Annotated in this window: 20 protein-coding genes, 2 tRNA genes, 3 rRNA genes and 1 pseudogene; 13 read left to right on the top strand and 13 right to left on the bottom strand. The window is 65.3% G+C overall.

Features of this window, described 5'->3' with window-relative positions; translation table 11 throughout:
* Positions 1 to 7 precede the first annotated feature (7 nt).
* The gene (locus BUE42_RS00125; protein WP_073462077.1) at positions 8 to 223 is read right to left on the bottom strand and encodes a hypothetical protein; all 216 of its coding nucleotides are present in this window, start codon (positions 221 to 223) and stop codon (positions 8 to 10) included.
* A gap of 226 nt (positions 224 to 449) precedes the next feature.
* Here BUE42_RS00125 and fusA point away from each other — a divergent pair, with 226 nt between their 5' ends.
* Entirely contained in the window at positions 450 to 2,528 is a 2,079-nt protein-coding gene (gene fusA, locus BUE42_RS00120) for an elongation factor G (RefSeq protein ID WP_073462076.1), read from the top strand.
* Between the two features lie 4 nt (positions 2,529 to 2,532).
* Here the strand turns inward: fusA and purT are convergent, their stop codons facing one another.
* Complete coding sequence (gene purT / locus BUE42_RS00115) at positions 2,533 to 3,735, bottom strand: formate-dependent phosphoribosylglycinamide formyltransferase (RefSeq protein WP_073462075.1); 1,203 nt, start codon at positions 3,733 to 3,735, stop codon at positions 2,533 to 2,535.
* A 123-nt stretch (positions 3,736 to 3,858) separates the two neighbouring features.
* Here purT and BUE42_RS00110 point away from each other — a divergent pair, with 123 nt between their 5' ends.
* The 3 genes from BUE42_RS00110 (at position 3,859) to BUE42_RS33570 (ending at position 5,242) form a co-directional block, all read left to right on the top strand.
* On the top strand, positions 3,859 to 4,422 hold the full coding sequence (locus BUE42_RS00110; RefSeq protein ID WP_235001993.1) for a hypothetical protein: 564 nt from the start codon (positions 3,859 to 3,861) through the stop codon (positions 4,420 to 4,422).
* Positions 4,423 to 4,762: 340 nt separating this feature from the next.
* The gene (locus BUE42_RS33315; protein WP_200798880.1) at positions 4,763 to 4,933 is read left to right on the top strand and encodes a hypothetical protein; all 171 of its coding nucleotides are present in this window, start codon (positions 4,763 to 4,765) and stop codon (positions 4,931 to 4,933) included.
* A 147-nt stretch (positions 4,934 to 5,080) separates the two neighbouring features.
* Positions 5,081 to 5,242, top strand: a complete 162-nt coding sequence (locus tag BUE42_RS33570; protein WP_235001991.1) for a hypothetical protein — start codon at positions 5,081 to 5,083, stop codon at positions 5,240 to 5,242.
* A 298-nt stretch (positions 5,243 to 5,540) separates the two neighbouring features.
* Here the strand turns inward: BUE42_RS33570 and BUE42_RS00100 are convergent.
* Positions 5,541 to 6,170: pseudogene (locus tag BUE42_RS00100) on the bottom strand (TerC family protein); the annotation flags it as partial.
* 222 nt (positions 6,171 to 6,392) lie between these two features.
* On the bottom strand, positions 6,393 to 7,247 hold the full coding sequence (locus tag BUE42_RS00095) for an aldo/keto reductase (RefSeq protein WP_073462072.1): 855 nt from the start codon (positions 7,245 to 7,247) through the stop codon (positions 6,393 to 6,395).
* A gap of 65 nt (positions 7,248 to 7,312) precedes the next feature.
* Here BUE42_RS00095 and BUE42_RS00090 point away from each other — a divergent pair, with 65 nt between their 5' ends.
* From BUE42_RS00090 to BUE42_RS00075, 4 genes are all read left to right on the top strand, one after another.
* On the top strand, positions 7,313 to 8,089 hold the full coding sequence (locus BUE42_RS00090; RefSeq protein WP_073462071.1) for an ABC transporter ATP-binding protein: 777 nt from the start codon (positions 7,313 to 7,315) through the stop codon (positions 8,087 to 8,089).
* Positions 8,090 to 8,091: 2 nt separating this feature from the next.
* Positions 8,092 to 8,859 (top strand): ABC transporter permease, encoded by a 768-nt coding sequence (locus BUE42_RS00085; protein ID WP_143171219.1) that lies wholly within the window; start codon positions 8,092 to 8,094, stop codon positions 8,857 to 8,859.
* Positions 8,860 to 8,878: 19 nt separating this feature from the next.
* The gene (locus BUE42_RS00080; protein ID WP_073462069.1) at positions 8,879 to 9,895 is read left to right on the top strand and encodes an ABC transporter substrate-binding protein; all 1,017 of its coding nucleotides are present in this window, start codon (positions 8,879 to 8,881) and stop codon (positions 9,893 to 9,895) included.
* A gap of 65 nt (positions 9,896 to 9,960) precedes the next feature.
* On the top strand, positions 9,961 to 10,821 hold the full coding sequence (locus BUE42_RS00075; protein ID WP_083613768.1) for an HDOD domain-containing protein: 861 nt from the start codon (positions 9,961 to 9,963) through the stop codon (positions 10,819 to 10,821).
* A 31-nt stretch (positions 10,822 to 10,852) separates the two neighbouring features.
* Here the strand turns inward: BUE42_RS00075 and BUE42_RS00070 are convergent, their stop codons facing one another.
* Positions 10,853 to 11,335 carry an Lrp/AsnC family transcriptional regulator gene (locus BUE42_RS00070; RefSeq protein ID WP_073462068.1) on the bottom strand — a complete coding sequence of 161 codons (483 nt, stop codon included), beginning with the start codon at positions 11,333 to 11,335 and terminating at the stop codon, positions 10,853 to 10,855.
* Positions 11,336 to 11,451: 116 nt separating this feature from the next.
* Between BUE42_RS00070 and hppD the strand changes: the two genes are divergently transcribed.
* Genes hppD through phhA form a run of 3 tightly spaced genes read left to right on the top strand, consistent with a single transcriptional unit; the run spans position 11,452 to position 14,236 of the window.
* Positions 11,452 to 12,573, top strand: coding sequence for a 4-hydroxyphenylpyruvate dioxygenase (hppD, locus tag BUE42_RS00065; RefSeq protein ID WP_073462067.1), 1,122 nt, complete (start codon positions 11,452 to 11,454; stop codon positions 12,571 to 12,573).
* Entirely contained in the window at positions 12,570 to 13,343 is a 774-nt protein-coding gene (locus BUE42_RS00060) for a transporter substrate-binding domain-containing protein (RefSeq protein WP_073462066.1), read from the top strand. The genes hppD and BUE42_RS00060 overlap by 4 nt, the downstream gene beginning before the upstream one ends.
* Complete coding sequence (phhA, locus tag BUE42_RS00055; RefSeq protein ID WP_073462065.1) at positions 13,331 to 14,236, top strand: phenylalanine 4-monooxygenase; 906 nt, start codon at positions 13,331 to 13,333, stop codon at positions 14,234 to 14,236. The genes BUE42_RS00060 and phhA overlap by 13 nt, the downstream gene beginning before the upstream one ends.
* On the opposite strand, the gene BUE42_RS00050 is transcribed toward phhA, so the two are convergent.
* The 3 genes from BUE42_RS00050 to BUE42_RS00040 are packed head-to-tail and all read right to left on the bottom strand — an operon-like array spanning position 14,237 to position 17,267.
* Complete coding sequence (locus BUE42_RS00050) at positions 14,237 to 15,124, bottom strand: esterase/lipase family protein (RefSeq protein WP_073462064.1); 888 nt, start codon at positions 15,122 to 15,124, stop codon at positions 14,237 to 14,239.
* A 26-nt stretch (positions 15,125 to 15,150) separates the two neighbouring features.
* On the bottom strand, positions 15,151 to 16,764 hold the full coding sequence (locus tag BUE42_RS00045) for a GMC family oxidoreductase (RefSeq protein WP_073462063.1): 1,614 nt from the start codon (positions 16,762 to 16,764) through the stop codon (positions 15,151 to 15,153).
* Positions 16,764 to 17,267 (bottom strand): hypothetical protein, encoded by a 504-nt coding sequence (locus BUE42_RS00040; protein ID WP_073462062.1) that lies wholly within the window; start codon positions 17,265 to 17,267, stop codon positions 16,764 to 16,766. Before BUE42_RS00040 ends, BUE42_RS00045 begins: the two co-directional genes overlap by 1 nt.
* Positions 17,268 to 17,376: 109 nt before the next feature.
* Here BUE42_RS00040 and BUE42_RS00035 point away from each other — a divergent pair, with 109 nt between their 5' ends.
* Both BUE42_RS00035 and BUE42_RS00030 read left to right on the top strand, forming a co-directional pair.
* Positions 17,377 to 18,102 carry a DUF8198 family protein gene (locus tag BUE42_RS00035; protein ID WP_073462061.1) on the top strand — a complete coding sequence of 242 codons (726 nt, stop codon included), beginning with the start codon at positions 17,377 to 17,379 and terminating at the stop codon, positions 18,100 to 18,102.
* A gap of 59 nt (positions 18,103 to 18,161) precedes the next feature.
* Positions 18,162 to 19,844: a long-chain-fatty-acid--CoA ligase gene (locus tag BUE42_RS00030; RefSeq protein ID WP_073462060.1), complete on the top strand. Its 1,683-nt coding sequence runs from the start codon at positions 18,162 to 18,164 to the stop codon at positions 19,842 to 19,844.
* 78 nt (positions 19,845 to 19,922) lie between these two features.
* On the opposite strand, the gene rrf is transcribed toward BUE42_RS00030, so the two are convergent.
* The 5 genes from rrf to BUE42_RS00005 all read right to left on the bottom strand — a co-directional run bounded on the left by rrf (position 19,923) and on the right by BUE42_RS00005 (position 25,226).
* Positions 19,923 to 20,035, bottom strand: a 5S ribosomal RNA gene (rrf, locus tag BUE42_RS00025).
* 197 nt (positions 20,036 to 20,232) lie between these two features.
* Positions 20,233 to 23,109: ribosomal RNA gene (locus BUE42_RS00020) — 23S ribosomal RNA — on the bottom strand.
* A gap of 338 nt (positions 23,110 to 23,447) precedes the next feature.
* Positions 23,448 to 23,523 (bottom strand) — tRNA-Ala (locus BUE42_RS00015).
* 9 nt (positions 23,524 to 23,532) lie between these two features.
* Positions 23,533 to 23,609 (bottom strand) — tRNA-Ile (locus BUE42_RS00010).
* 86 nt (positions 23,610 to 23,695) lie between these two features.
* Positions 23,696 to 25,226 (bottom strand): 16S ribosomal RNA (locus BUE42_RS00005).
* The 16S, 23S and 5S rRNA genes sit together here with 2 tRNA genes alongside, the layout of an rRNA operon.
* Positions 25,227 to 25,512: the final 286 nt, after the last annotated feature.

Here is a 25,512-nt window from a genome sequence, read left to right as displayed (position 1 = left end):
GCGCGGCCTACCGCTGCTTCTTGTAGGCCTTGTCCATTGCCGGCCCGCGGTCGGTGTCGACCATGCCGCGCGACACGTCGCGGTGCGCTTGCTCGATGCGGGGGCGCGGCGTCTCGTCCTTCTGGCTCGATTCGTCGCGTTCATGGGGCAGTTGCGGCTCCGCGTCACGGTCGCGCCGCACGGTGGTGTCGCTCTTGCGGCCAGGGGCTTGGGGGGTGGTCATGACAGATCCTTCGGGCAATCGGCGCTTGCCTGCCCCAGCACTGTGGCCCGCGCCGCCCACCGGGGCTGTCGGCCAGGGCTGCACCCTGCTGTAGGACACCGCCGTGCCAGGGAATGGTGAGCACCGGGGCAGCCCGCGGGTGCGCCCGCTTGCCGCCGCCGGGACGATCCACTAACCTCGATCGCCCCCTCACCGCTCAGCGCCTGCGGCGCGAAAGGAGAGCGCCATGCCAAGCCCATCGAACGCGGCCACCCCCGCGAACCCCGTGAATGCCGGCATCGCGGCCATCCGGACGCTGGCGCTGGTCGGCCAGACGGCCTCCGGCAAGACCAGCCTCACCGAGGCGCTGCTGTGCAAGGCCGGCGCGATCGGCGCCCCCGGCAGCCTCGACCGCGGCACCACGGTCAGCGATTTCGACCCGCTCGAACGCCGCGTGCAGCACTCGCTCAACTCGACGGTGATGCATTTCCGGCATGGCGGCTCGCAGGTGCACCTGATCGACACGCCGGGGATGCCCGACTGCGTCGGCCAGTCGATGACGGCGCTGGAGGCGGTCGAGACCGCGGCGATCGTGATCAACGCGCAGTCCGGCATCGAGATGATGGCCTCGCGCATGATGGACTGGGCGGCGCACCGCGGCCTGTGCCGCATGATCATCGTCAACAAGATCGATGCGCAGGGGCTGGACCTGCCGGGCCTGGTCGCGCGGATCCAGGCCACCTTCGGCAAGGAGTGCCTGCCGCTGAACCTGCCCGCGGCTCAGGGCACCCAGGTGGTCGACTGCTTCTTCAATCCGTCCGGCGAGGCGGATTTTTCTTCTGTGGAGACCGCGCATCGCGCGCTGGTCGAGCAGGTCGTCGAGGTCGACCCCGGCTTCGTCGACCGCTACCTGAACGACGGCGACGTCGACCCGCGCGAGCTGCACGCGCCGCTCGAGCAGGCGCTGCGCGAGGGCCACCTGATCCCGATCTGCTTCGTCTCGGCGCGCAACGGCGCCGGCGTGGCCGAGCTGCTCGACGTGATCGACCTGCTGCTGCCGAACCCGACCGAGGGCAACCCGCCGCAGTTCCTGAAGGGCGAAGGCGCCGATGCGAAGGCGCTGCATGCGCAGCCGGATGCGTCGCTGCACGTGATCGCGCATGTGTTCAAGGTCACCGTCGACCCGTATGTCGGCAAGATGGGGATCTTCCGCATCCACCAGGGCACGGTCACCCGCGACAGCCAGCTCTACATCGGCGACGGCCGCAAGCCGTTCAAGGTGGGCCACCTGTTCATGCTGCAGGGCAAGGACCACGTCGAGGTGCCGCGCGGCATTCCCGGCGATCTGTGCGCGGTCGCGAAGGTGGACGAGATGCATTTCGATGCGGTGCTGCACGACGCCGCCGAGGACGACCACCTGCACCTGTTGCCGCTGGAGTTCCCGGTGCCGGTGCACGGCCTCGCGATCGAGCCGAAGCGCCGCGGCGACGAGCAGCGCATGTGGGAGATCCTGCAGAAGCTGGTCGACGAGGACCCGTGCCTGAAGGTCGAGCATGCGGCGAGCACCAACGAGACGGTGGTCTACGGCCTGGGCGAGCTGCACCTGCGCACGCTGCTCGAGCGCATGAGCGAGACCTACAAGTGCGAGGTGTCGACGCGGCCGCCGCGCATCGCCTACCGCGAGACGGTGACCGTGCCGGCCGAGGGCCACCACCGGCACAAGAAGCAGAGCGGCGGGGCCGGCCAGTTCGGCGAGGTGTTCCTGCGCATCGAGCCGCTCGAGCGCGGCAAGGGCTTCGAGTTCGTCGACCAGGTGAAGGGTGGCACCATTCCCGGCCAGTTCATCCCCGCGGTCGAGAAGGGCGTGCGCCAGGTGCTCGACAGCGGCGTGGTCGCCGGCTACCCGGTGAAGGACGTGCGCGTGATCGTCTACGACGGCAAGCACCATTCGGTCGACTCGAAGGAAGTGGCCTTCGTGACGGCCGGCCGCAAGGCCTTCATCGATGCGGTGATGAAGGCCCGGCCGATCGTGCTGGAACCGGTGGTGAAGGTGGAGATCACCGCGCCGGAGTTCTCGATGGGCGACATCACCGGCGACCTGTCGGCCAAGCGCGGCCAGGTGAACGGCACGCGCACGGTGCAGGCCGGCAGCATCACGGTGCACGGGCTGGTGCCGCTGTCGGAGCTGAACGGCTACCAGGCGCGGCTGAACGGCATGACCGGCGGGCAGGGGCGCTACACGCTGGAGCTGAGCCACTACGAGGCGGTGCCGCCGTCGGCGCAGACCCTGCTGACCAGTCAGTACAAGGCCCGCGACGACGACTGACGAATCACGCCTCGCGGGGTTTGACCTTGCTGGCCGCCAGCTTGGCCTGCGTGCGCGCGACCTCGACGTCCCGGTCGTGCACCAGCGCGACGCCCATGCGGCGCTTCTTGAAGCTCTCCGGCTTGCCGAACAGGCGGATGTCGCTGTTGGGCACGCGCATCGCCTCGGCGACGCCGTCGAACACGATGCCCTTGGCCTCGACGCCACCATAGATCACCGCGCTCGCGCCCGGGCTCTTCAGCGTGGTGTCGACCGGCAGCCCGAGGATCGCGCGCGCATGCAGCTCGAACTCGTTTTGCCACTGCGTGATCATCGTCACCATGCCGGTGTCGTGCGGGCGCGGGCTGACCTCGCTGAACCACACCATGTCGCCCTTCACGAACAGCTCGACACCGAACAGCCCCTGGCCGCCCAGGTTGTCGGTGACGGCCTTCGCGATCTCGCGCGAGCGCGCCAGGGCGGCCGGCGTCATCGGATGCGGCTGCCAGCTCTCGACGTAGTCGCCGCTGACCTGCACATGGCCGATCGGGTCGCAGAAGTGCGTCTCGACCTGGCCGTCAGCGCCCAGCGCGCGCACCGTCAGCTGGGTGATCTCGTAGTCGAAGTCGATGAAGCCCTCGACGATCACGCGGCCGTGGCTGACGCGGCCGCCGGCCATCGCGTAGTCCCACGCGGTCTTCACGTCGGCCGGACCGTCGATCTTGCTCTGGCCCTTGCCGGAGCTGCTCATCACCGGCTTCACGATGCAGGGGTAGCCGGTCTTGCCGTCGATCGCGGCCTGCAGCTCGGCCAGCGAATCGCAGAACACGTACGGGCTGGTCGGCAGCGCGAGCGTCTCGGCCGCCAGGCGGCGGATGCCCTCGCGGTCCATCGTCAGGCGCGCGGCGCGGGCGGTCGGGATCACGCGCACGGTGCCGGCGGCCTCGAGTTCCTCGAGCATCGGCGTTGCAATGGCCTCGATCTCGGGCACCACCAGCAGCGGGCGCTCGGCCTCGATCAGCGCCTTCAGCTGCGCCGGATCGCTCATCGTGATGGTGCGGGCGTGGTGGGCGACCTGCTGGCCCGGCGCGTTCTCGTAGCGGTCGACCGCGATCGTCTCGACACCCAGGCGCTGCAGCGCGATCAGCACCTCCTTGCCCAGTTCGCCGCTGCCGAGCAGCATCACCTTGGTGGCTTGGGGAGAGAGGGGGGTTCCGAGGGTCGTCATGGTGCTGCGCGGCCGGTGAAAGGGTTGTGAGCGGAAAGACCGTGATTTTGCCGACGACCCCGGCCGCATCTGCTGATGCACGAAGATTTATCATGCGGCACCATGCAATCCGGCTCCCGTGACGTGGCCCAGCTCCGCCTTGACAACGCGCTGGCCCTCTTCGATGAATTCGTCCACAACACCATCAAGCATCCGGATGCCGCCACGCTGAGGGGGCTCGAGCGGCGCTTCGCCGAGCGCCTGCAGATCCAGCCGAGCTACTGGAGCCAGATCAAGAGCCGCTCGCGGCAGATCGGCGAACGGCTCGCGCGCCAGTTCGAGGTGCTGTGCCACAAGCCGAACGGCTGGATGGACCAGCCGCACGACGCGGCCGGTTCCTCGGCGGCCCCCGCTCCCGCTGCCGCCCTGGCCGACGACGCGCTGCGCAACGTGCCGCAGGACGACGACGAGCGCTTCATCGTCGGGCTGGTGCTGACCTACTACCGCCGCCATCCGCAGCGCGCCCGCACGCGGCTGCTGGACCTGCTCGGCGAGGTGCTGATGCCGGCCGCCGAGCCGGCCAGGGCACCGGCGGCCGTGCCACCGGCGCGCGCCGCAGCCTCCGCGTCACCCCGCGCGGCCCCGCCGCCCGAAGACCTGTGGGCCCGCACGCAGGCCGGCATCGCGCCGCTCAAGAAAAAGCGTTGATTCTTCCCCACACCTTTGAACAAGGGGGTTGAAATTGATAATCGATTGTTTATCATCTGCGCAAGTCGTGATGAACACCTTCATCACGTCGACGCCCCGCCCCTCAACCCCGGAGTCCCCACGTTGATCGCCTTCGCACTGAACCCTGCCCTTGCCCGCCGCGCCTTCGCGCCGTCGGTGCCGGCGTTTCAGTGTCTCGGTGGCCGTCGGGCCCCGCCCGGTCCGCTTGCCGGCTGAGCTTCGCGACGCACGCGCGCTCATCCCGACGGCCCGGTTGCTTCCCGCACCGGGCCGTCGTGCTTTCTGGCCCTGCCGTCCTCGTCCTCACAGGAGATGTCTCATGTCCAAGATCACCATGCCAGCCCGCAAGCCCCGCAACCCGTTGGTGGCGCCCGCGCACTTCCGTCGCGCCGGCAGTCACCAGCCCGGTGGCACCTCGCGACAGGACGCGCGCCGCGCGCTACGCCGCGAACTCGACCAGCTCAGCCCCCGGCTGCGCCACAGCCCATGAATCCAACGCAGCGCCAGCGCGCTGCCGACGAAGGAAATGATCATGACCAGCTCGAAGCCCCAGACGTGGCGCGCCCTGACGCCGCGCCACCCCGGCTCCTCCCTCGCGCGCCGCTCCGCAGCGGCCGCCCTGAAGTCCGCGAGCGCCGTGCTCGCTGAACTGGCCCAGCGCCTGGCGGTGCCGCCCCCGGTGCCCGCCCCGCCGCTGCCGCCGGTGCTCGAGTTCTACGCGCAGGCCGGCGCGCCCGAAGGCGCGCTGTACATGGACGGCGAACTCGTCGGGTGGGTACCAGGCGTCACGCGCCTGTGATCCGTCCGTGAACGAAACGGGGGCCTCGCGGCCCCCGTTTTCATTGGTGGACCGGCAGCGGCTTCGGATGCCGCTTCTCCCACAGCTTGTGCACCAGCACCGCGACCGGCACCCAGCCCAGCCACATCACCAGGTCGATGCCCTCGTGCCACCACTGCCAGGTGTCGACCGGCTGGTCTTCCCAGCCCATCGCTTCTTCGATCATGTCGAACACGCCGAGCCAGGTGACCATCACCGCCAGCAGCACGCCGGTCTCGCGCTGGCGCTCGTTCCAGTGGCGCCACAGGGCCGGCAGCGTGACGCCGCCGACGCACACCAGGTACAGCGCCAGGTGCCCCAGGTGCTGGTGTTCGAACCACGACTTGATCAGCGGCTCGCCGCTGATCATCTTCGCGGCGGTCCAGCCGAGCACGCCGGCGCCCAGGATGACGATGGCCGGGAAGCGGTCGACCAGCTTCAGGATCAGCTGGCTGCCCCAGACAACGATCGGGATGCTGATCAACAGCCCCAGCACCACCAGCAGCATGCTGCCGTGGGCCGCGCCGCCGATCGCCAGCACGTTGTCGACGCCCATCACCGCATCGGCGATCACGATGGTCTGGATCGCGCCGCGCACGGTGGATTGCGGCTTGATGCTGTGGCCTTCGCCGTCCTTGTCCTGCGTCAGCGTCCACGCGATCCAGATCAGCGCGAGGCCGCCGGCCAGCAGGAAGCCGGGAATCTTGAGCAGCCACACGACGACCAGCGTCAGCAGCGCACGGATCACGATCGCGCCGGCCGTGCCCCAGAGGATCACGCGGCGCTGCATCTCGGGCGGCACGTTGCGGGCGGCCAGGCCGATCACGATCGCGTTGTCGCCGGCCAGCACGAGGTCGAGCAGCACGATGGCCATCAAGGCCGAGAAGAAGTCAGCTGAGAAGAGTTCCATGGTCCTTCACCTTGCAGGAGTGCACGCCGTGCGGATGCCCGGCGGGTGAAGGTCTTGCCCACAGCGTTGGTCCGTCGGTCCACACGCTGCTCAAGTGCCGGGGAACCGCGGGAGCGGCGCCCGTGCTGACGGCGGCTTGATCGGGGGGCTACTCCCCTTGCGGGGGCCAGTGTCGCCGCAGCCGGCCTCGCGCGTCAACCGGGGTGCCCCCTGACGGCGCGCTCAGATCATCGCAAGCGTGGTCTTGCGCCGCGGCGGCGGGAACAGCCGGTCGAGGGCGGCCAGCTCAGCGGCGCTGAGCTTCAGGTCGGCCGCGGCCAGGTTCTCGCGCAGGTGGGCCTCGCGCACGGCCTTCGGGATCGCGATCACGCCCGGCTGGTGCAGCACCCACGCGAGCGCGAGCTGGGTCGGCGTCACGCCACGGGATTCCGCCAGCGGCCGCAACCCGGCGTGCGCGGCCAGCTCACCCTGCGCGAGCGGGCTGTACGCCATCAGCGGGACCTTCCGTTCGCGCAGGCGTGGCAGCAGGTCGTACTCGATGCCCCGCTCGGGCAGCGCGTAGTAGACCTGATTGGTCGCGCAGGCCGTGCCGCCCTCCAGGCCCCACAGCGCGGCCATGTCGTCCGCATCGAAATTGCTGACGCCCCACGCGCGGATGCGCCCCTGCGCCTGCAGCTGCCCGAAGGCCCCGACCGTGTCCTGCAGCGGATGCGAGCCGGGCCAGTGCAGCAGGTAGAGGTCGACGTAATCGAGCCCGAGCCGCTTCAGGCTGCGTTCGCACGCGGCCACGGTGCCGCTGCGGCTCGCGTTGTGCGGATAGACCTTGCTGACGATGAAGAGCTCGTCGCGTCGCACCGCGCCGGCCCGCAGTGCCTCGGCGACCGCCTGCCCGAGCGCCTCCTCGGCACCGCCCTCGCCATACATCTCGGCGGTGTCGAAGAGCCGGTAGCCGAGGTCGATCGCCAGGCGGATCGCGGCCACCTCGGCACGCCGCGCGGACGCCGATTCCCCCATGCGCCAGGTGCCGAGGCCGAGGGTGGGCACCGAGGTTCCGGAAGGCAGCTCAACGTGGTTCATGGTGGATCTCCGCGACAAGCCCCGAAGCCTAGCGCGAACGCGTTCTGCGGCACACTGCGAACCCTATGTCAGATGCTTCAGATGCCCTGGTCTCCCTGCAGCAGGTCGACAAGCGCTTCGCCAACGGCGTGCAGGCCTTGCAGGCGGTGACGCTGGACGTGCAGCCGGGCGAGTTCGTCTCGCTGCTCGGTCCATCGGGCTGCGGCAAGAGCACGGTGCTGCGGCTGGTGGCCGGGCTCGACCGCGCAAGCGCCGGCACGGTGCGGGCGCCGGCGCTGCAGGTCAATGTCGCGAGCGACACCGCCTTCGTGTTCCAGGAACCCACGCTGATGCCCTGGGCCAGCGTGTTCGACAACGCCTGGCTGCCGCTGCGACTGGCCGGCGTTTCGCGGCGCTACGCCGCCGCGCGCGTGATGCCGCTGCTGCAGCGCATGGGCCTCGAGGCTTTCGCGGATGCCTTCCCCGCCGAGCTGTCCGGCGGCATGAAGATGCGCGCATCGATCGCCCGCGCGCTGGTCACCCAGCCACAACTGCTGCTGATGGACGAGCCCTTCGCCGCGCTCGACGAGATCACCCGCCAGCGGCTGAACGCCGACCTGATGGAGGCCTGGCAGGCGCGCCCGATGGCGGTGCTGTTCGTCACGCACAGCGTGCTCGAGGCGGTGGCGCTGAGCCAGCGCGTGCTGGTGATGGGCGCGCGGCCCGGCCGCATCGTCGCCGAGTTCCGCATCCGCCGGCCGGCAAGGCACGAGGCCGGCTTCCGCGACAGCGACGACTACGTCGCCCAATGCCGCGCCGTCTCGCGCTCGCTCGAGGCCGCGCACGCCGCGGCAGCCGCGTGAGCATGCGCTGGCAACGCCGCATCGCGCCGGCCGTCGTGCTGCTCGCGCTGCTGGCCGCATGGGAGGCGCTGGTGCGGCTGGCCCACATCCCTCACTACACGCTGCCGGCGCCCAGCATGGTGCTGCAGACGCTGGTCGGCAACTTCGCATCACTGGCCGGCAGCTGGTGGTTCACCGTGAAGATCACCTTCGGCGCGCTGCTGCTGGCCTGTGCCGGCGGCGTGCTGATCGCCGCGGTGTTCGCGCTGTGGCGGCCGCTAGAGGAGGCGCTGTTCCCGGTGGCGGTGGTGCTGCAGGTGACGCCGATCGTCGCGGTCGCGCCGCTGATCCTGATCTATGTCGAGAGCACGACCGCCGCGCTGCTGCTGTGCGCCTGGATCGTCGCGTTCTTCCCGATCCTGTCGAACACCGTGGTCGGGCTGCGCGCTGCCGACGTGAACCTGCGCGAGCTGTTCCGGCTGTACCGCGCGACGCCGTGGCAGCGGCTGCGCCTGCTGCTGCTGCCGTCGGCATTGCCGTATTTCATCGCCGGCCTGAAGATCTCCGGCGGCCTGAGCCTGATCGGCGCGGTGACGGCCGAAATGGTGGCCGGTGCCGCCGGCCGCGAGACCGGGCTGGCCTCGCGCATCCTGGAAGCCAGCTTCCGCACCGAGACGCCGAAGATGTTCGCCGCGCTGAGCCTGCTGGTGCTGACCGGCGTGCTGATCTTCGCCGGCTTCAATGCCTTGTCGCGCCTGTTGCTGGGCCGCTGGCACGCCACCGAGAATTGATCCATCAAGGAGAGAACCCATGACGAAGAACACGATCCGCCTTGCCGCATTGGCGATGACCTTCGCGGCCGGCACGGCCGTCGCGCAGGACAAGGTGACCTTCGCGACCAACTGGAAGGCGCAGGCCGCGCACGGCGGCTTCTACCAGGCGGTGGCCGACGGCACCTACAAGAAGTTCGGCCTCGACGTGACGCTGCTGCAAGGCGGCCCGCAGGTCAACAACCGCCCGCTGCTGCCGGCCGGCCGCATCGATTTCCTGATGACCGGCAACCTGCTGCACAGCTTCGACAACGTGAAGAACGGCGTGCCGACGGTGGTCGTCGCCGCGATGTTCCAGAAGGACCCGCAGGCGCTGATCGCGCACCCGGGGCAAGGCTACGAATCGTTCGCGAAGCTGAAGGACGCACCGCTCGCGCTGATCGCCAAGGACGGCCAGTTCAGCTGGTGGCAGTGGCTGAAGGTCACGCACGGCTTCAAGGACGAGGTGCTCAAGCCCTACAACTACAACCTCGGCCCCTTCCTCGCGAACCCGAAGGCGATCCAGCAGGGCTATTCGGTGGCCGAGCCGATCTACGTCGAGAACCAGGGCAAGTTCAAGCCGGTGGTGCACCTGCTGGCTGATCACGGCTTCAGCACTTACTCCACCGTGATCGAGGCGCGCACCGACACCGTGAAGGACAAGCCACAGCTGGTGCAGCGCTTCGTCGACGCGTCCATCCTCGGCTGGGTCAACTACCTGTATGGCGACCGCAAGGCGGCCAACGCGATGATGATCAAGGAGAACCCGGAGATGACCGAGGCGGAGATCGAGGCCTCGGTCGCGCTGATGAAGCAGCAGGGCATCGTCGACTCGGGCGAGGCGCTGCGCAACGGGGTCGGCGCGATGAGTGCCGAGCGCATCCAGGACTTCTACGCGCAGATGGTGAAGGCCGGGCTCTACAAGGCGGGCGAGGTCGACCTGGCCAAGGTCGCGACGCTGCAGTTCGTCAACAAGAAGGTCGGCATGGACGTGAAGGCGAAGCTCGGACCGAAGTGACATTTTCCTCAAGCCCGGTGCAAAGAGGTCGATACTTGCAGTAACACTTTCCCTGACACCGTGACGTGAGCAACGAGACCGCACCGCGCTCCGGCGGCTTCCAGCCGCTCTTCCAAGCCTTGCCCGATCTGGCCGCCTGGGTGCAGCACTTCCGCAGCTGCGAGATCCCGGTCCTCGCCGACACCTCCGATGCGCTGGAGGCGATGCGCGCGAACGAAGACGACGTCGACGCGAACCTGATCGGCGAGATGGTCGCCGACGACCCGCTGATGACGCTGAAGGTGCTGGCCTACGCGGCCACGCACCGGCCGGCGCGGCTCGTCACCGATGTCGAGACCGTCACCGCCGCCGTCGTGCTGATGGGCATCTCGCCGTTCTTCGGCGCATTCGGCGCGCAGCCCACGGTCGAAGACTGGCTGGCCGATCGGCCCGACGCCCTCGCCGGCCTGAACGACGTGCTGCGGCGCGCGCACCGCGCATCGCGCTTCGCGCTGGCGTTCGCGATCCACCGCCAGGACCACGACGCCGCGCTGATCCATGAAGCCGCGCTGCTGCACGACTTCGCCGAGATGCTGTTGTGGGCGCATGCGCCCGACCTGGCGTTGGCGATCCAGCGCGCGCAAGCCGCCGACCCGACACTGCGCTCGAGCGCGATCCAGCAGAGCACGCTGAACGTCGAGCTGTTCGACCTGCAGCAGGCGCTGATGAAGGCCTGGACGCTGCCCGAGCTGCTGATCCGCATCTCCGACGACCGGCATGCCGAACACCCCACGGTGCAGAACGTCGTGCTGGCGATCCGCCTCGCGCGGCACACGGCGCACGGCTGGGACAACGCCGCGATCCCCGACGACGTGGCCGACCTCGCGCAGCTGCTGAACCTCTCGATCGCCGCCACGCAGGCCATGGTGCAGACCCTGGACCTCTGAGCCGGCGTTGCAGCGCCACGGCGCCACGGCGCTACAGCGGCACGGCGGTGGTGTTCTTCACCCGGTCCATCACGAAGCTGGTCTTGCAGTCCTCGACGCTCGGGTGCTTCAGCAGCGTCTCCATCACGAAGCGCGCGTAGTGCGCCATGTCCTGCACGACGACACGCAGCAGGTAGTCCATCTCGCCGGTCAGCGCGACGCACTCGACCACCTCGGGCCAGGTCTGCACCGCGGCGCGGAACAGGTCCATCGGGTTGCGCTTGTGCACCTCGGAGTGCTTCTCGAGCCGCACGTTCAGGTAGGCCGTGAGCCCGAGCCCGACGCGTTCCGGCGGCACCAGCGCGACATAGCCGGCGATCACGCCCGATTCCTCGAGCCGCTTGACCCGCCGCAGCGCGGCCGATGGCGACAGGCTGACCTGCGCGGCCAGCACGTCGTAGGTGATCCGGCCATCGGCCTGCAGCGCGCGAAGAATGCGTCGATCGATCGCATCCAGCTGGATTTCCGTTTCCATGCACGCGATTTTGCAGCTTTCCGGCGCAGCCTGCCCGTCCCAGCGCAGAACTTGCATGATTCCTGCAAGCGGACGAATCTACAGTGCAGGCAACTTTGCATTTTCAGGAGCGCGCCATGCAGTTCACCCCCTGGGACAACCCGATGGGCACCGACGGGTTCGAGTTCGTCGAGTACGCGGCGCCGGACCCCGTCGCGCTCGGCCAGCTGTTCGAATCGATGGGCTTCACCGCGATCGCGCGGCACCGCCACAAGAACGTCACGCTGTACCGCCAGGGCGACGTCAACTTCATCATCAACGCCGAGCCGAATTCATTCGCCCAGCGCTTCGCGCGCCACCACGGCCCGAGCGTCTGCGCGATGGCCTTCCGCGTGAAGGACGCCGCCAAGGCTTATGAGCGCGCGCTGGAACTCGGCGCCTGGGGCTTCGACAACCAGACCGGCCCGATGGAGCTGAACATCCCGGCGATCAAGGGCATCGGCGACTCGCTGATCTACTTCGTCGACCGCTGGCACGGCAAGGACGGCGCAGCCACCGGCGCGATCGGCAACATCAGCATCTACGACGTCGACTTCGTGCCGATCCCCGGCGCCAACGCGTCGCCGGTCGGCAACGGCCTGACCTACATCGACCACCTGACGCACAACGTGCACCGCGGCCGCATGAAGGAATGGGCCGACTTCTACGAGCGGCTGTTCAATTTCCGCGAGGTGCGCTACTTCGACATCGAAGGCAAGCTGACCGGCCTGAAGAGCAAGGCGATGACGAGCCCCTGCGGCAAGATCCGCATCCCGATCAACGAGAGCTCGGACGACAAGAGCCAGATCGCCGAGTACCTGGACCTGTACCACGGCGAAGGCATCCAGCACATCGCGCTCGGCACCGACGACATCTACGCCTCGGTCGAGGGCATGAAGGGCCAGGGCGTCGCGTTCCAGGACACCATCGCGACCTACTACGACCTGGTCGACAAGCGCCTGCCGCAGCACGGCGAGCGCCTCGAAGACCTGAAGCGCCTGCGCATCCTGATCGACGGCGCGACGCACCAGGGCGCGCCGAACGAGCTGCTGCTGCAGATCTTCACGCAGACGGTAATCGGGCCGATCTTCTTCGAGATCATCCAGCGCAAGGGCGACCAGGGCTTCGGCGAAGGCAACTTCCGCGCGCTGTTCGAGAGCATCGAGCTCGACCAGGTGCGCCGTGGCGTGCTGAAGGCCGAGCCCGAGGCGGCGGCATGACGCTCGTGCGTTCGTTCATCGGTATCGTGCTCACGGCGCTGGCCGTCGGCGCGTCGGCCCAGGCCCAGGACTCGTCGCTCGATGCGGTGATGAAGGCCGGCGTGCTGCGGGCCTGCACGCCGGGCGACTACAAGCCGTTCAGCTTCCAGCGCGCCGACGGTGCGTTCGAGGGGCTGGACGTCGACCTGGCGCAATCGCTGGCCGCGGCGATGGGCGTCAAGCTCGAGCTGGTGAAGACGAGCTGGGCCAACCTGCTGCCCGACTTCGGCGCCGGCAAGTGCGATGTCGCGATCGGCGGCATCTCGGTCAGCACCGAGCGCCAGAAGCGGGTGTTCTTCAGCACGCCCTACATGGTCAACGGCAAGACGCCGCTGGTGCGCTGCGAGGATGTGCCGAAGTACCAAAGCGTGGCCGACATCGACAAGCCCGGCGTGCGTGCGATCGCGAACCCGGGCGGCAGCAACGAGCGCTTCGCGCGTGCCAACTTCAAGGCCGCGACGCTGACGATCCATGCCGACAACCTGACGATCTTCGACGAGTTGCTGGCCAGGCGCGCCGACGTGTTCGTGACCGAGGCGGCCGAGACGCTGGTGCAGCATAAGCTGCGACCCGGCCTGTGCGCGGTCAACCCGGAGCGCCCGCTGCAGTACGGCGAGATGGCGTGGATGCTGCCGCGGGACATGGTGATGAAGAGCTTCGTCGACCAGTGGCTGCACTTGGCGAAGGCCGGCGGCGAGTACCAGCGGACGGCCGACAAATGGCTGCGGTGAACGATGGCGGCGGCGTTGGCGGTGTCACCAAGGGCGTGAACAGCGGCGTCGCGCCAGCAACCTATGGCCAGGGCGATCGCCCGCCCCGCGGCGACTATGCCTCGGCGCGCGCCGACTACACCTGCGAGCAGGACTGGGGCCGCTACACGGCCGAGGACCACGCGCTGTACCAGCGGCTGTACGAACGCCAGGCGGCGCAGCTGCCCGGCCTGGCCTGCGAGGAGTTCATCGACGCGGTCGGGCAGCTCGGCACGCCGACGCAGATCCCGCGCTTCGATGCCTTGTCGCAGCGCCTGCACCGCGCGACCGGCTGGGAGGTGGTCGCGGTGCCGGGCCTGATTCCCGAGGAAGCGTTCTTCGCGCTGCTCGCCGCGCGCCGCTTTCCGGTGACCGGCTGGATCCGCAAGCCGGAGGAGTTCGACTACGTGGTCGAACCGGATGTTTTCCACGACCTCTTCGGCCATGTGCCGCTGCTGTTCAACCCGATGTTCGCCGACTACATGCAGGCCTATGGCGCGGGCGGCCTGAAGGCGAGCCGGCTGCAGTCGTGCGAGTACCTCGCGCGGCTCTATTGGTACACGGTGGAGTTCGGGCTGATCGCGACGCCGGCCGGCCTGCGCGCGTACGGCGCCGGCATCCTGTCGTCGGCCGGCGAACTGCGCCACAGCGTGACCAGCCCGCAGCCGCAGCGCCTGGCGTTCGACCTGGAGCGCATCATGCGCACGCGCTACAAGATCGACAGCTACCAGGCGACGTACTTCGTGATCGATTCGTTCGAACAGCTGTTCCGCGCGACCGCGCCGGACTTCACGCCGCTGTACGAGGCGGTGTCGCAGCGCGACGAAGTGGCGGCCGAAGCGACGCTGCCCGGCGACCGCGTGCTCGGGCTCTGATCACAGCGCGGCCAGCAGTGCCTCGAACACCACCGGCTGGTTGACCAGGTCGACGTGCGCGACGCCCGGCACGTGCCGGTTGTCGGCGCCCGGCAACGTCGCGGTGCTGGCCGGGAACACGATGTTGTCGCAGTGGCTGTAGAAGCAGATGAAGCGCTGCGACAGCGTCGCCGATTCGCGCGCGCCCAGCGCGACCTGCCACGGACTGGCGAGACGCATCTCGTGCCCGTTGGCCGTCGTCGAGAAACGCCCGAGCCAGGTGCCGCGGTGCGGGCTGCCGATCGTGATGATGCGGTGGGCGCGCGCCTCGCCGCCGTGCGCCGCGGCCCAGGCGCGGATCGCGAGGCCGCCCATGCTGTGGCCGACCAGCAACGGCGCGCGGCCGGTGGCCGCCTCGAGCCGTGCGACGGCCGATTCGATGATGTCGGCGTAGTGGCTGATCGAGCCGAACACCGGTTCGAGGTTGACCGCGATGAACGGCGTGCCGCGCGGCATCAGCCGTTGCATCCACGGATTCCACAGGCCGCGGTTGCAGACGAAGCCGTGGACCAGCACGACGCCGCGTTGGGTGGACGCCGCGGGGACGTGGTCGGGCACAAGGGTCGAGCGGAACGGCTGCCGCCAGCAGAACACCTGCGGCGCCGTCAGCACCTCGCCGATCCAGGCGTGCAGCAGCTGGGGCACCGTGGCGCGCGGCGTCGGATCATCGCCGTGCACGAAGTACAGGAACACGAACTCGAGGCCGAGGAAGATCGCGTAGCCGAAGATGATCAGCAGTGCGCCAGCCGCCGCCCAGCCGGGGCGATCGATGTGGATGAACCACGCGGCCCAGAGCAGCGCGGCGGCGAGGAGTCCGAGGGTGATGAAGCGTTGCAGTCGCGCGAGCATGCGGCCGATGCTAGCAGCGCAGGTGCTCAGGCCAGCTGGACGTCCTTGCCGGTCAGGCGCTTGGCCAGGCGTGTCGCGAGCATGGCGGTGAGGCCGTAGACCGAGAGCTGCGGGTTCGCGCCGATGCTGGTCGGGAACAGCGAGCCATCGTGCACCGACAGGTTCGCGAGCTGCCAGTGCGTGCCGTCCGGGCGGACCACGCCTTGCGCTTCGCTGCCGGCCATCGGGCAGCCGCCCATCACGTGGGCGCTGACGACGCGCGTCAGCAGCGGCTTCATCGGCAAGGCCTCGATCAGCCGACGCGCCTCGGCCCACGACGCGACCGGCGCGGCCATCTCGTGCACCGGCACGACACTGCGCGCGCCGGCGGCGAACTGGATCTCGGCCATGCTGAGGAAGGCGCGGCGTGCCCCGTCCATCACGAAGTCGTTCAACGGGTAGTCGAGCACCGGCGAGCCATCGCCGCGCAATGCGACCGAGCCGCCCGGGGACTGCTCATGGAAGCCGTCGCGCATCAGCGCCAGCAGGCTGTGCGTGCGCGGGAACCCGGCCAGCATCTGCGCCTGCGCGCGGCCGTGGCCGGCCAGCGTCGACGCGAAGATCACAGGGTGCAGCGGCGGCGCTTCGAGCTTGTAGCCGATCGGCCCGGTCAACGGCTGCGTCTGCAGGAAGTGGTCGGTGTAGAGGGTCTGCGGCGCGCCGTCCCAGCCGTTCACCGGGTCGGCGAAGGTCGCCGCCGAGATCACGACCGGGTGCAGGAAGGTGCGCTTGCCGACCAGCCCATGCGGGTCGGGCGCGCCGGAGCGCAGCAGCAGCGCCGGCGAGTTGATCGCGCCACCGGCGACGACGTAGTGCTTCGCGGTGATGCGCACGCCGGCTGCGCCGGTGGCCGCGCTGTTGTCCGCGACCGGCACGCAGTGCAACGCCTGCACGAGTCCCTCGCGCGACTCGAGGCGCTCGGCGCGCATCTGCACCAGCAGCGTGGCGCCGCCATCGAGCGCGGCAGGCAGGGTCGTCACCAGCATCGACTGCTTGGCGTTCGTCGGGCAGCCCATGCCGCAGGAACCGAGGTTCCAGCAGCCCTTCACGTTGCGCTGGATCGCCGAGGCCGGGATGCCGAGCTTGGCGGCACCGGTGCGCAGCAGTTCGTTGTTCTGGTTCGGCGCCGCGAGCCACGGGCCGATGTTGAGACGGCGCTCGGCCTGCTCGAACCAGGGCGTCATCGCGGCGGTGCTCATCTCGGCGAGGCCGAACTCCGAGCGCCAGTGCGCCAGCGTGTCGACCGGTGTGCGGAACGAGCTGGTCCAGTTCACCGTGGTCGAGCCGCCGACGCAGCGACCCTGCAGGATGTTGATCGCCTTGTCGGCAGTCTTGCGCGCCGCGCTCTCCTGGTAGAGGCTCGGATAGGCGTCGCTCTCGCGCTGGCGGAAGTCGCGGCTGCTCTTCAGCGGACCTTCTTCGACGATCACCACCTGCAGGCCAGCCTTCGTCAGCAGCTCGGCAGTGATGCCGGCACCGGCGCCGCTGCCGATGATCGCGACGTCGCAGAGCAGGATCGGTGGCACGGGACCATGCGGGCCGCCGAGGACGCGCCAGCCGCGCTGGAGTCCTTGCTGGATCGGATCGTCGAAGGTGCTCATCAGAGTTCGCGCGGGCCCGGGTAGCCGATGGCCGGCCATGCCGCCGGGTCCGAGAAGTAGGCGCCGTTGGTGATGTCGCGCAGCGCGTGATAGACCTGCTGGCGCGTCGCGAGGCGCGAGGTCCGCATCGCCTGCAGGGACTGCTGCACCTCGTCGACGGTGGCGGTGTCCCATGGCGTCGCGAGTCCGGCGAGCAGCCGACGGCCTGGCGCTGTGCACAGGATGCCGAGCAGCTGCGCGAGTTCCTTCTGCACCTCGGGTGCGAAGCCGCGGATGGTCAGCTGGACGCGTTCGATGTGGGCCGCCAATGCGGCGGAGCGTGCTGCGCCCGACGGCAACGCACCGTCGAGCACGGCCTGCGCAACGGCGGTGAACAGCGCGCGGCTGTCGGCGCTCAGCTCGGCGGCGGGGACGCCGGGGCGCATCAACACCAAGCCACCGCCCACCGCGATCAGCGTGAGCGAAGCGGCCGCGCCGATCTGGAGGAGCTTGCGTCTTTGCATGGGGTTGGCGGAATGCGCGCGCAGTGTTGCATCATTCGGCGCAGCCACCGTAGAGGCAAGGGACTAGCCCGACCTCTCGTAAACCCGCAACGAGCAACGAGCCCCTGCCATGGCCGCCATCAGCGACAACATCCTTCAGCACCTGTCGGCGGTGGACTCCGAGCGGACCCGCCGCGCCCGCGATCGCTCGCTGCAGGCCCGCGTGACGGCCGTGAAGGCGTACCAGCAGCGGCGCTTCGCACACACCTATGCGGACTTGCTGGCGTCGCCGCGCTACCGGGGCGTGGCGCAGTTCTTTCTCGACGAGCTGTACGGCCCGCGCGACTTCGCCGAGCGCGATGCACAGTTCGCACGGGTCGTGCCGGCGTTGACACGGCTCTTTCCGAGTGACGTGCTGTCGACGGTGGAAGCCCTGGCGGCGCTGCATGCCTTGTCGGAATCACTCGACAGCGACATGGGCGAGGCCGTGGCCGACGCGCCGGTGGGAGCGGCCGAGTACCTGTCGGCCTGGCAGTCCTGCGGACGGCAGGCGGACCGGGAGCGTCAACTGGGCTTGACGGTGAAGATCGGCGAGTCGCTCGACCAGCTCACGCGGCGGCTGCTGCTGCGGCACAGCCTGCGCATGATGCGCGTGCCGGCCCGCGCGGCGGGGTTGTCGTCCTTGCAGTCGTTCCTGGAGTCGGGCTTCGACACCTTCCACGCGATGGGCGGCGCGTCGGAGTTCCTGCGGACCGTTCGGTCACGCGAGCTGGCGTTGATGCAGGCCCTCTTCGCGACCGACGCTGTCACGCACGGGACAGCGGCACACACGGTTGCGTTAGGACAACTACCGTAGCCGCGCCGCGCGGGCGGCCCGCAACATGCGGGGTCCCCATGCCCACGAGCGCCGCATCGATGCAACGACCTTGGCTCGACCACTATCCCCCTGGCGTTCCGGCGGAGATCGACGCGTCGGCCTACCGCTCGCTGGTCGAGCTGCTCGACGAGTCGTTTCGGCGCCATGCCGCACGAGATGCGGCGGTGTGCATGGAACGACGGCTGACCTTCCGCGAGGTCGACGAGATGTCGTCGTCGCTGGGCGCGTGGTTGCAGTCACTCCGGTTGGCACGCGGTGCGCGTGTCGCGCTGATGATGCCGAACGTGCTGCAGTACCCGGTGGCCATTGCGGCGGTGCTGCGAGCGGGCTACACCGTGGTGAACGTCAATCCGCTTTACACCGCGCGCGAACTGGAGCACCAGCTGAGCGATTCAGGCGCCGAGGCCATCATCGTGCTCGAGAACTTCGCGCACACGCTGGTGCAGGTGCTCGACCGCACGCCGATTCGGCATGTGGTGCTGGCGTCGGTGGGCGACCTGCTCGGCTTCGCGAAAGGGCAGCTCGTGAACTTCGTCGTGCGGCACGTGCGGAAGATGGTGCCGGAGTTCGATCTGCGCGCGCCGGCCGGTGGGTCGGTCACCTGGTTCAACAGGGCGCTGGCCGACGGCACGCGACTGTCGCTGCGCCATGTGGAGCTCGGGCCGGAGGACGTCGCGTTCCTGCAGTACACCGGCGGGACGACGGGGCTCTCGAAGGGCGCCGTGCTGCTGCATCGCAACGTGGTCGCGAACATCCTGCAAGCGCAGGCGTGGTTCCAGCCGATGCTCGACAAGGTGGGAGACAAGCAGATCGTCACGGTGTGCGCGCTGCCGCTGTATCACATCTTCGCGCTGACGGCCTGCTACATGCTCGGGGCGCGGCTCGGCATGCTCAACGTGCTGATTCCGAATCCGCGTGACATCCCGGGCTTCGTGAAGGTGCTGAAGCGTCAGCGCATCAACATGTTCCCGGCGGTGAACACGCTGTTCAATGCGCTGGCGAACGACGCGGAGTTCAGGCGACTGGATTTCACCGACCTGGTGATCTCGAATGGCGGCGGCATGGCGGTGCAGCGCGCGACCGCAGAGCAGTGGCAGCGTGTGACCGGCTGTCCGATCGTCGAGGGCTATGGGTTGTCGGAGACCTCGCCGGTCGCGACGATCAATCGCTTCGATGAGCCGGCGTTCACCGGATCGATCGGGCTGCCGGTGCCATCGACGGAGATCGCGATCCGCGACGATGCGGGCAACGCCGTCCCGCTGGGGCAGTCCGGGGAGATCTGCATCCGGGGCCCTCAGGTGATGGCGGGGTACTGGAATCGCCCGGACGAGACGCGCTTGGTGATGACGGACGATGACTTTTTCCGCTCGGGAGACATCGGCGTCATGGACGAGCGAGGCCATGTGCGCATCGTCGATCGGAAGAAGGACATGATTCTGGTGTCCGGCTTCAACGTCTACCCGACCGAGATCGAGCAGGTGGTGAGCCAGCATCCCGCGGTGCTGGAATGTGCCGCCGTGGGCGTGGCGGATCCGAAGTCGGGCGAGGCAGTGAAGCTCTTCGTGGTCAGGCGAGATTCGACACTGACTGAGGATGACCTGGCGGCCTATTGCCGCGAGAACTTCACGGCGTACAAGCGCCCGAGGTACATCGAGTTTCGCGATGACCTGCCCAAATCCAACGTCGGGAAGATACTGCGCCGGGAGCTGAGGGCTGCCTGAATCGTCGGCTCGAATCTCGGGCCCCAAAAGCGAAACCCCCGTCACCTTGGGAGGAGACGGGGGTTGGCTTTATTAATAGCCTGACGATGTCCTACTTTCACACGGGAACCCGCACTATCATCGGCGCTGAGGCGTTTCACTGTCCTGTTCGGGATGGGAAGGAGTGGGACCACCTCGCTATGGTCATCAGGCTTAACTTGTTGCCGCCGAGCACCTGTGGGGTGCTTTGCGACCAATTGGTAGAGTCGAAGCTTCGTGGAATTGAACCACGCAAGCGGAATCAGCGGTGGTCTTTCGACCGGTGAACTTGATTGCGTCCAAGGATATTCGTTGGAAGAACTGCACAACGCTTGTCCTCAGACAGCTTTGATCGTTGGATCAAAGTTATAGGGTCAAGCCTCACGAGCAATTAGTACTGGTTAGCTTAACGCATTACTGCGCTTCCACACCCAGCCTATCAACGTCCTGGTCTCGAACGACTCTTCAGGGGGCTCAAGGCCCCGGCAAGACTCATCTTGAGACGAGTTTCCCGCTTAGATGCTTTCAGCGGTTATCTCTTCCGCACATAGCTACTCGGCGATGCCACTGGCGTGACAACCGATACACCAGAGGTGCGTCCACTCCGGTCCTCTCGTACTAGGAGCAGGCTCTCTCAATCTTGCAGCGCCCACGGAAGATAGGGACCAAACTGTCTCACGACGTTTTAAACCCAGCTCACGTACCTCTTTAAATGGCGAACAGCCATACCCTTGGGACCGGCTACAGCCCCAGGATGAGATGAGCCGACATCGAGGTGCCAAACACCGCCGTCGATATGAACTCTTGGGCGGTATCAGCCTGTTATCCCCAGAGTACCTTTTATCCGTTGAGCGATGGCCCTTCCATACAGAACCACCGGATCACTTTGTCCTACTTTCGTACCTGCTCGACTTGTCAGTCTCGCAGTCAAGCACGCTTATGCCAATGCACTATCAGCACGATTTCCGACCGTGCCTAGCGTACCTTCGAACTCCTCCGTTACGCTTTGGGAGGAGACCGCCCCAGTCAAACTGCCCACCATACACTGTCCCCAACCCGGATAACGGGCCAAGGTTAGAACCTCAAACACACCAGGGTGGTATTTCAACGTTGGCTCCACGACACCTAGCGGCACCGCTTCAAAGCCTCCCACCTATCCTACACAGATCTGTTCAAAGTCCAATGTAAAGCTACAGTAAAGGTTCATGGGGTCTTTCCGTCTTTCCGCGGGGAGATTGCATCATCACAAACATTTCAACTTCGCTGAGTCTCTGGAGGAGACAGTGTGGCCATCGTTACGCCATTCGTGCAGGTCGGAACTTACCCGACAAGGAATTTCGCTACCTTAGGACCGTTATAGTTACGGCCGCCGTTTACTGGGACTTCAGTCAAGAGCTTGCACCCCATCATTTAATCTTCCAGCACCGGGCAGGCGTCACACCCTATACGTCGACTTTCGTCTTTGCAGAGTGCTGTGTTTTTAATAAACAGTCGCAGCCACCGATTCTCTGCGGCCTCATTGGGCTCCCCAAGTAAATGGTTCACCTACTAAAGGCACACCTTCTTCCGAAGTTACGGTGTCAATTTGCCGAGTTCCTTCTCCAGAGTTCTCTCAAGCGCCTTAGAATACTCATCTCGCGCACCAGTGTCGGTTTGCGGTACGGTCGTATGTAGCTGGAGCTTAGTGGCTTTTCCTGGAAGCAGGGTATCACTCACTTCAGCGGCAAGCCGCCTCGTTATCACGCCTCATCTAAGCTGCCCGGATTTGCCTAGGCAGCACGACTACACGCTTGAACCGGGACATCCAACACCCGGCTGAGCTAACCTTCTCCGTCCCCACATCGCACTACATATCGGTACAGGAATATTGACCTGTTTCCCATCAGCTACGCATCTCTGCCTCGCCTTAGGGGCCGACTCACCCTACGCCGATGAACGTTGCGTAGGAAACCTTGCGCTTTCGGCGAGGGGGCTTTTCACCCCCTTTAACGCTACTCATGTCAGCATTCGCACTTCTGATACCTCCAGCAGCCTTCACAAGCCACCTTCACAGGCTTACAGAACGCTCTCCTACCACTTGCTATTGCTAGCAAATCCGCAGCTTCGGTAACTGGCTTAGCCCCGTTACATCTTCCGCGCAGGACGACTCGATCAGTGAGCTATTACGCTTTCTTTAAATGATGGCTGCTTCTAAGCCAACATCCTGACTGTTTTAGCCTTCCCACTTCGTTTCCCACTTAGCCAATTTTGGGGACCTTAGCTGGCGGTCTGGGTTGTTTCCCTCTTGTGTCCGGACGTTAGCACCCGGTGCACTGTCTCCCAAGCTGTACTCATCGGTATTCGGAGTTTGCAATGGTTTGGTAAGTCGCCATGACCCCCTAGCCATAACAGTGCTCTACCCCCGACGGTAATACTTGAGGCACTACCTAAATAGTTTTCGGAGAGAACCAGCTATTTCCAAGTTTGTTTAGCCTTTCACCCCTATCCACAGCTCATCCGCTAGTTTTGCAACACTAGTCGGTTCGGACCTCCAGTAAGTGTTACCTCACCTTCATCCTGGCCATGGATAGATCACTTGGTTTCGGGTCTACACCCAGCGACTGAACGCCCTATTCGGACTCGATTTCTCTACGGCTTCCCTATTCGGTTAACCTTGCCACTGAATGTAAGTCGCTGACCCATTATACAAAAGGTACGCCGTCACCCTTGCGGGCTCCGACTGTTTGTATGCATGCGGTTTCAGGATCTATTTCACTCCCCTCCCGGGGTTCTTTTCGCCTTTCCCTCACGGTACTAGTTCACTATCGGTCGATTACGAGTATTTAGCCTTGGAGGATGGTCCCCCCATATTCAGACAGGATTACACGTGTCCCGCCCTACTTGTCGCACGCCTAGTTCCACACCCTACATTTTTCATACGGGGCTATCACCCGCTATGGCCGGACTTTCCATTCCGTTCTGATATGCAAGATGCTAAAACGTGCAGGCTCTTCCGATTTCGCTCGCCACTACTTTCGGAATCTCGGTTGATGTCTTTTCCTCGAGCTACTGAGATGTTTCAGTTCACCCGGTTCGCCTCGCATACCTATGTATTCAGTATGCGATGACCTTACGGTCGGGTTTCCCCATTCGGAAATCTCCGGATCAAAGCTAATTTGCCAGCTCCCCGAAGCTTATCGCAGGCTATCACGTCCTTCGTCGCCTGTAATCGCCAAGGCATCCACCACATGCACTTAGTCACTTGACCCTATAACTTTGACGCCCACACGCGGTGAGCATCGGTCAATGACTGTTTGAGTATTTCGCGTTATGCCGTTCTTCAAAACTCGCTTCAATCGATTTCTCGATCAACTCAAGTTGAATATCTGTTGACGCAATCAAGTTCGTCATCGGCGGCACGGTGCATCCCTTTCGGTCTGCTTTCCGCCGACAACGCTGATTTTCGACTCTACAAATTGTTAAAGAGCAACAGCCGATTCTTTCGAACCGCTGACGAAAACAGCCTGGCGGGAACACCAAGCTGCTTGCGTCAGCGACGATTTCTTCTTCTTCAAGAGAACGCCTTCTTCAAAGACGTTGGTACATTGGTGGAGGATGACGGGATCGAACCGACGACCCCCTGCTTGCAAAGCAGGTGCTCTCCCAGCTGAGCTAATCCCCCGATGGAAGTTGGTGGGTCTAGTTGGGCTCGAACCAACGACCCCCGCCTTATCAAGACGGTGCTCTAACCAGCTGAGCTACAGACCCTTGTTCCGGATTGAACCGTTCTCTTGAACTGTTGTCACAACAGCCGATAAGCGTGGGCGCTAAAAATTGAGCACCATTTTTTCCAGAAAGGAGGTGATCCAGCCGCACCTTCCGATACGGCTACCTTGTTACGACTTCACCCCAGTCACGAACCCTGCCGTGGTAATCGCCCCCCTTGCGGTTAGGCTAACTACTTCTGGCAGAACCCGCTCCCATGGTGTGACGGGCGGTGTGTACAAGACCCGGGAACGTATTCACCGCGGCAAGCTGATCCGCGATTACTAGCGATTCCGACTTCACGCAGTCGAGTTGCAGACTGCGATCCGGACTACGACCGGTTTTCTGAGATTAGCTCCCCCTCGCGGGTTGGCAGCCCTCTGTACCGGCCATTGTATGACGTGTGTAGCCCTACCCATAAGGGCCATGATGACCTGACGTCATCCCCACCTTCCTCCGGTTTGTCACCGGCAGTCTCATTAGAGTGCCCTTGCGTAGCAACTAATGATAAGGGTTGCGCTCGTTGCGGGACTTAACCCAACATCTCACGACACGAGCTGACGACGGCCATGCAGCACCTGTGTTCTAGCTCTCTTTCGAGCACGAAACCATCTCTGGTAACTTCTAGACATGTCAAGGGTAGGTAAGGTTTTTCGCGTTGCATCGAATTAAACCACATCATCCACCGCTTGTGCGGGTCCCCGTCAATTCCTTTGAGTTTCAACCTTGCGGCCGTACTCCCCAGGCGGTCAACTTCACGCGTTAGCTTCGTTACTGAACAGCAAGCCGTCCAACAACCAGTTGACATCGTTTAGGGCGTGGACTACCAGGGTATCTAATCCTGTTTGCTCCCCACGCTTTCGTGCATGAGCGTCAGTACAGGTCCAGGGGATTGCCTTCGCCATCGGTGTTCCTCCGCATATCTACGCATTTCACTGCTACACGCGGAATTCCATCCCCCTCTACCGTACTCTAGCCATGCAGTCACAAATGCAGTTCCCAGGTTGAGCCCGGGGATTTCACATCTGTCTTGCATAGCCGCCTGCGCACGCTTTACGCCCAGTAATTCCGATTAACGCTTGCACCCTACGTATTACCGCGGCTGCTGGCACGTAGTTAGCCGGTGCTTATTCTTCAGGTACCGTCATTAGTCCAAAGTATTAGTTCAGACCGTTTCTTCCCTGACAAAAGCGGTTTACAACCCGAAGGCCTTCTTCCCGCACGCGGCATGGCTGGATCAGGCTTGCGCCCATTGTCCAAAATTCCCCACTGCTGCCTCCCGTAGGAGTCTGGGCCGTGTCTCAGTCCCAGTGTGGCTGGTCGTCCTCTCAGACCAGCTACAGATCGTCGCCTTGGTAGGCTTTTACCCCACCAACTAGCTAATCTGATATCGGCCGCTCCAATTGCGCGAGGTCTTGCGATCCCCCGCTTTCACCCTCAGGTCGTATGCGGTATTAATCCGGCTTTCGCCGGGCTATCCCCCACAACTGGGCACGTTCCGATATATTACTCACCCGTTCGCCACTCGCCACCAGGATTGCTCCCGTGCTGCCGTTCGACTTGCATGTGTAAGGCATGCCGCCAGCGTTCAATCTGAGCCAGGATCAAACTCTTCAGTTCGATCTTGATAAATTACTCAAAGAATTGAAGTGAACTTCACTTCTATGAGCGTTTAAGGTCCATGAGACCTCGAGTCTTGCGACTCTTCGGCACTCGCCTTCTAACGCCCACACTTATCGGCTGTTAATTTTTAAAGAGCTGCAAACCGGCTTCGCCGTCTTGCTTTGCTGTTCGATCTATCTCGTTCAGCGCAGCCTTAGACTGTAGCACCTTTTTGCTCGACTTCAACAACTTGCTTGATTTTTTTCGTCCGCCGCTTTCGCCGCCTGCCGAAACCAATCTGTTG

The organism is Rhizobacter sp. OV335 (assembly GCF_900142965.1).
Lineage (GTDB): Bacteria > Pseudomonadota > Gammaproteobacteria > Burkholderiales > Burkholderiaceae_C > Rhizobacter.
This window is presented reverse-complemented; position numbering and strand designations above follow the sequence as displayed.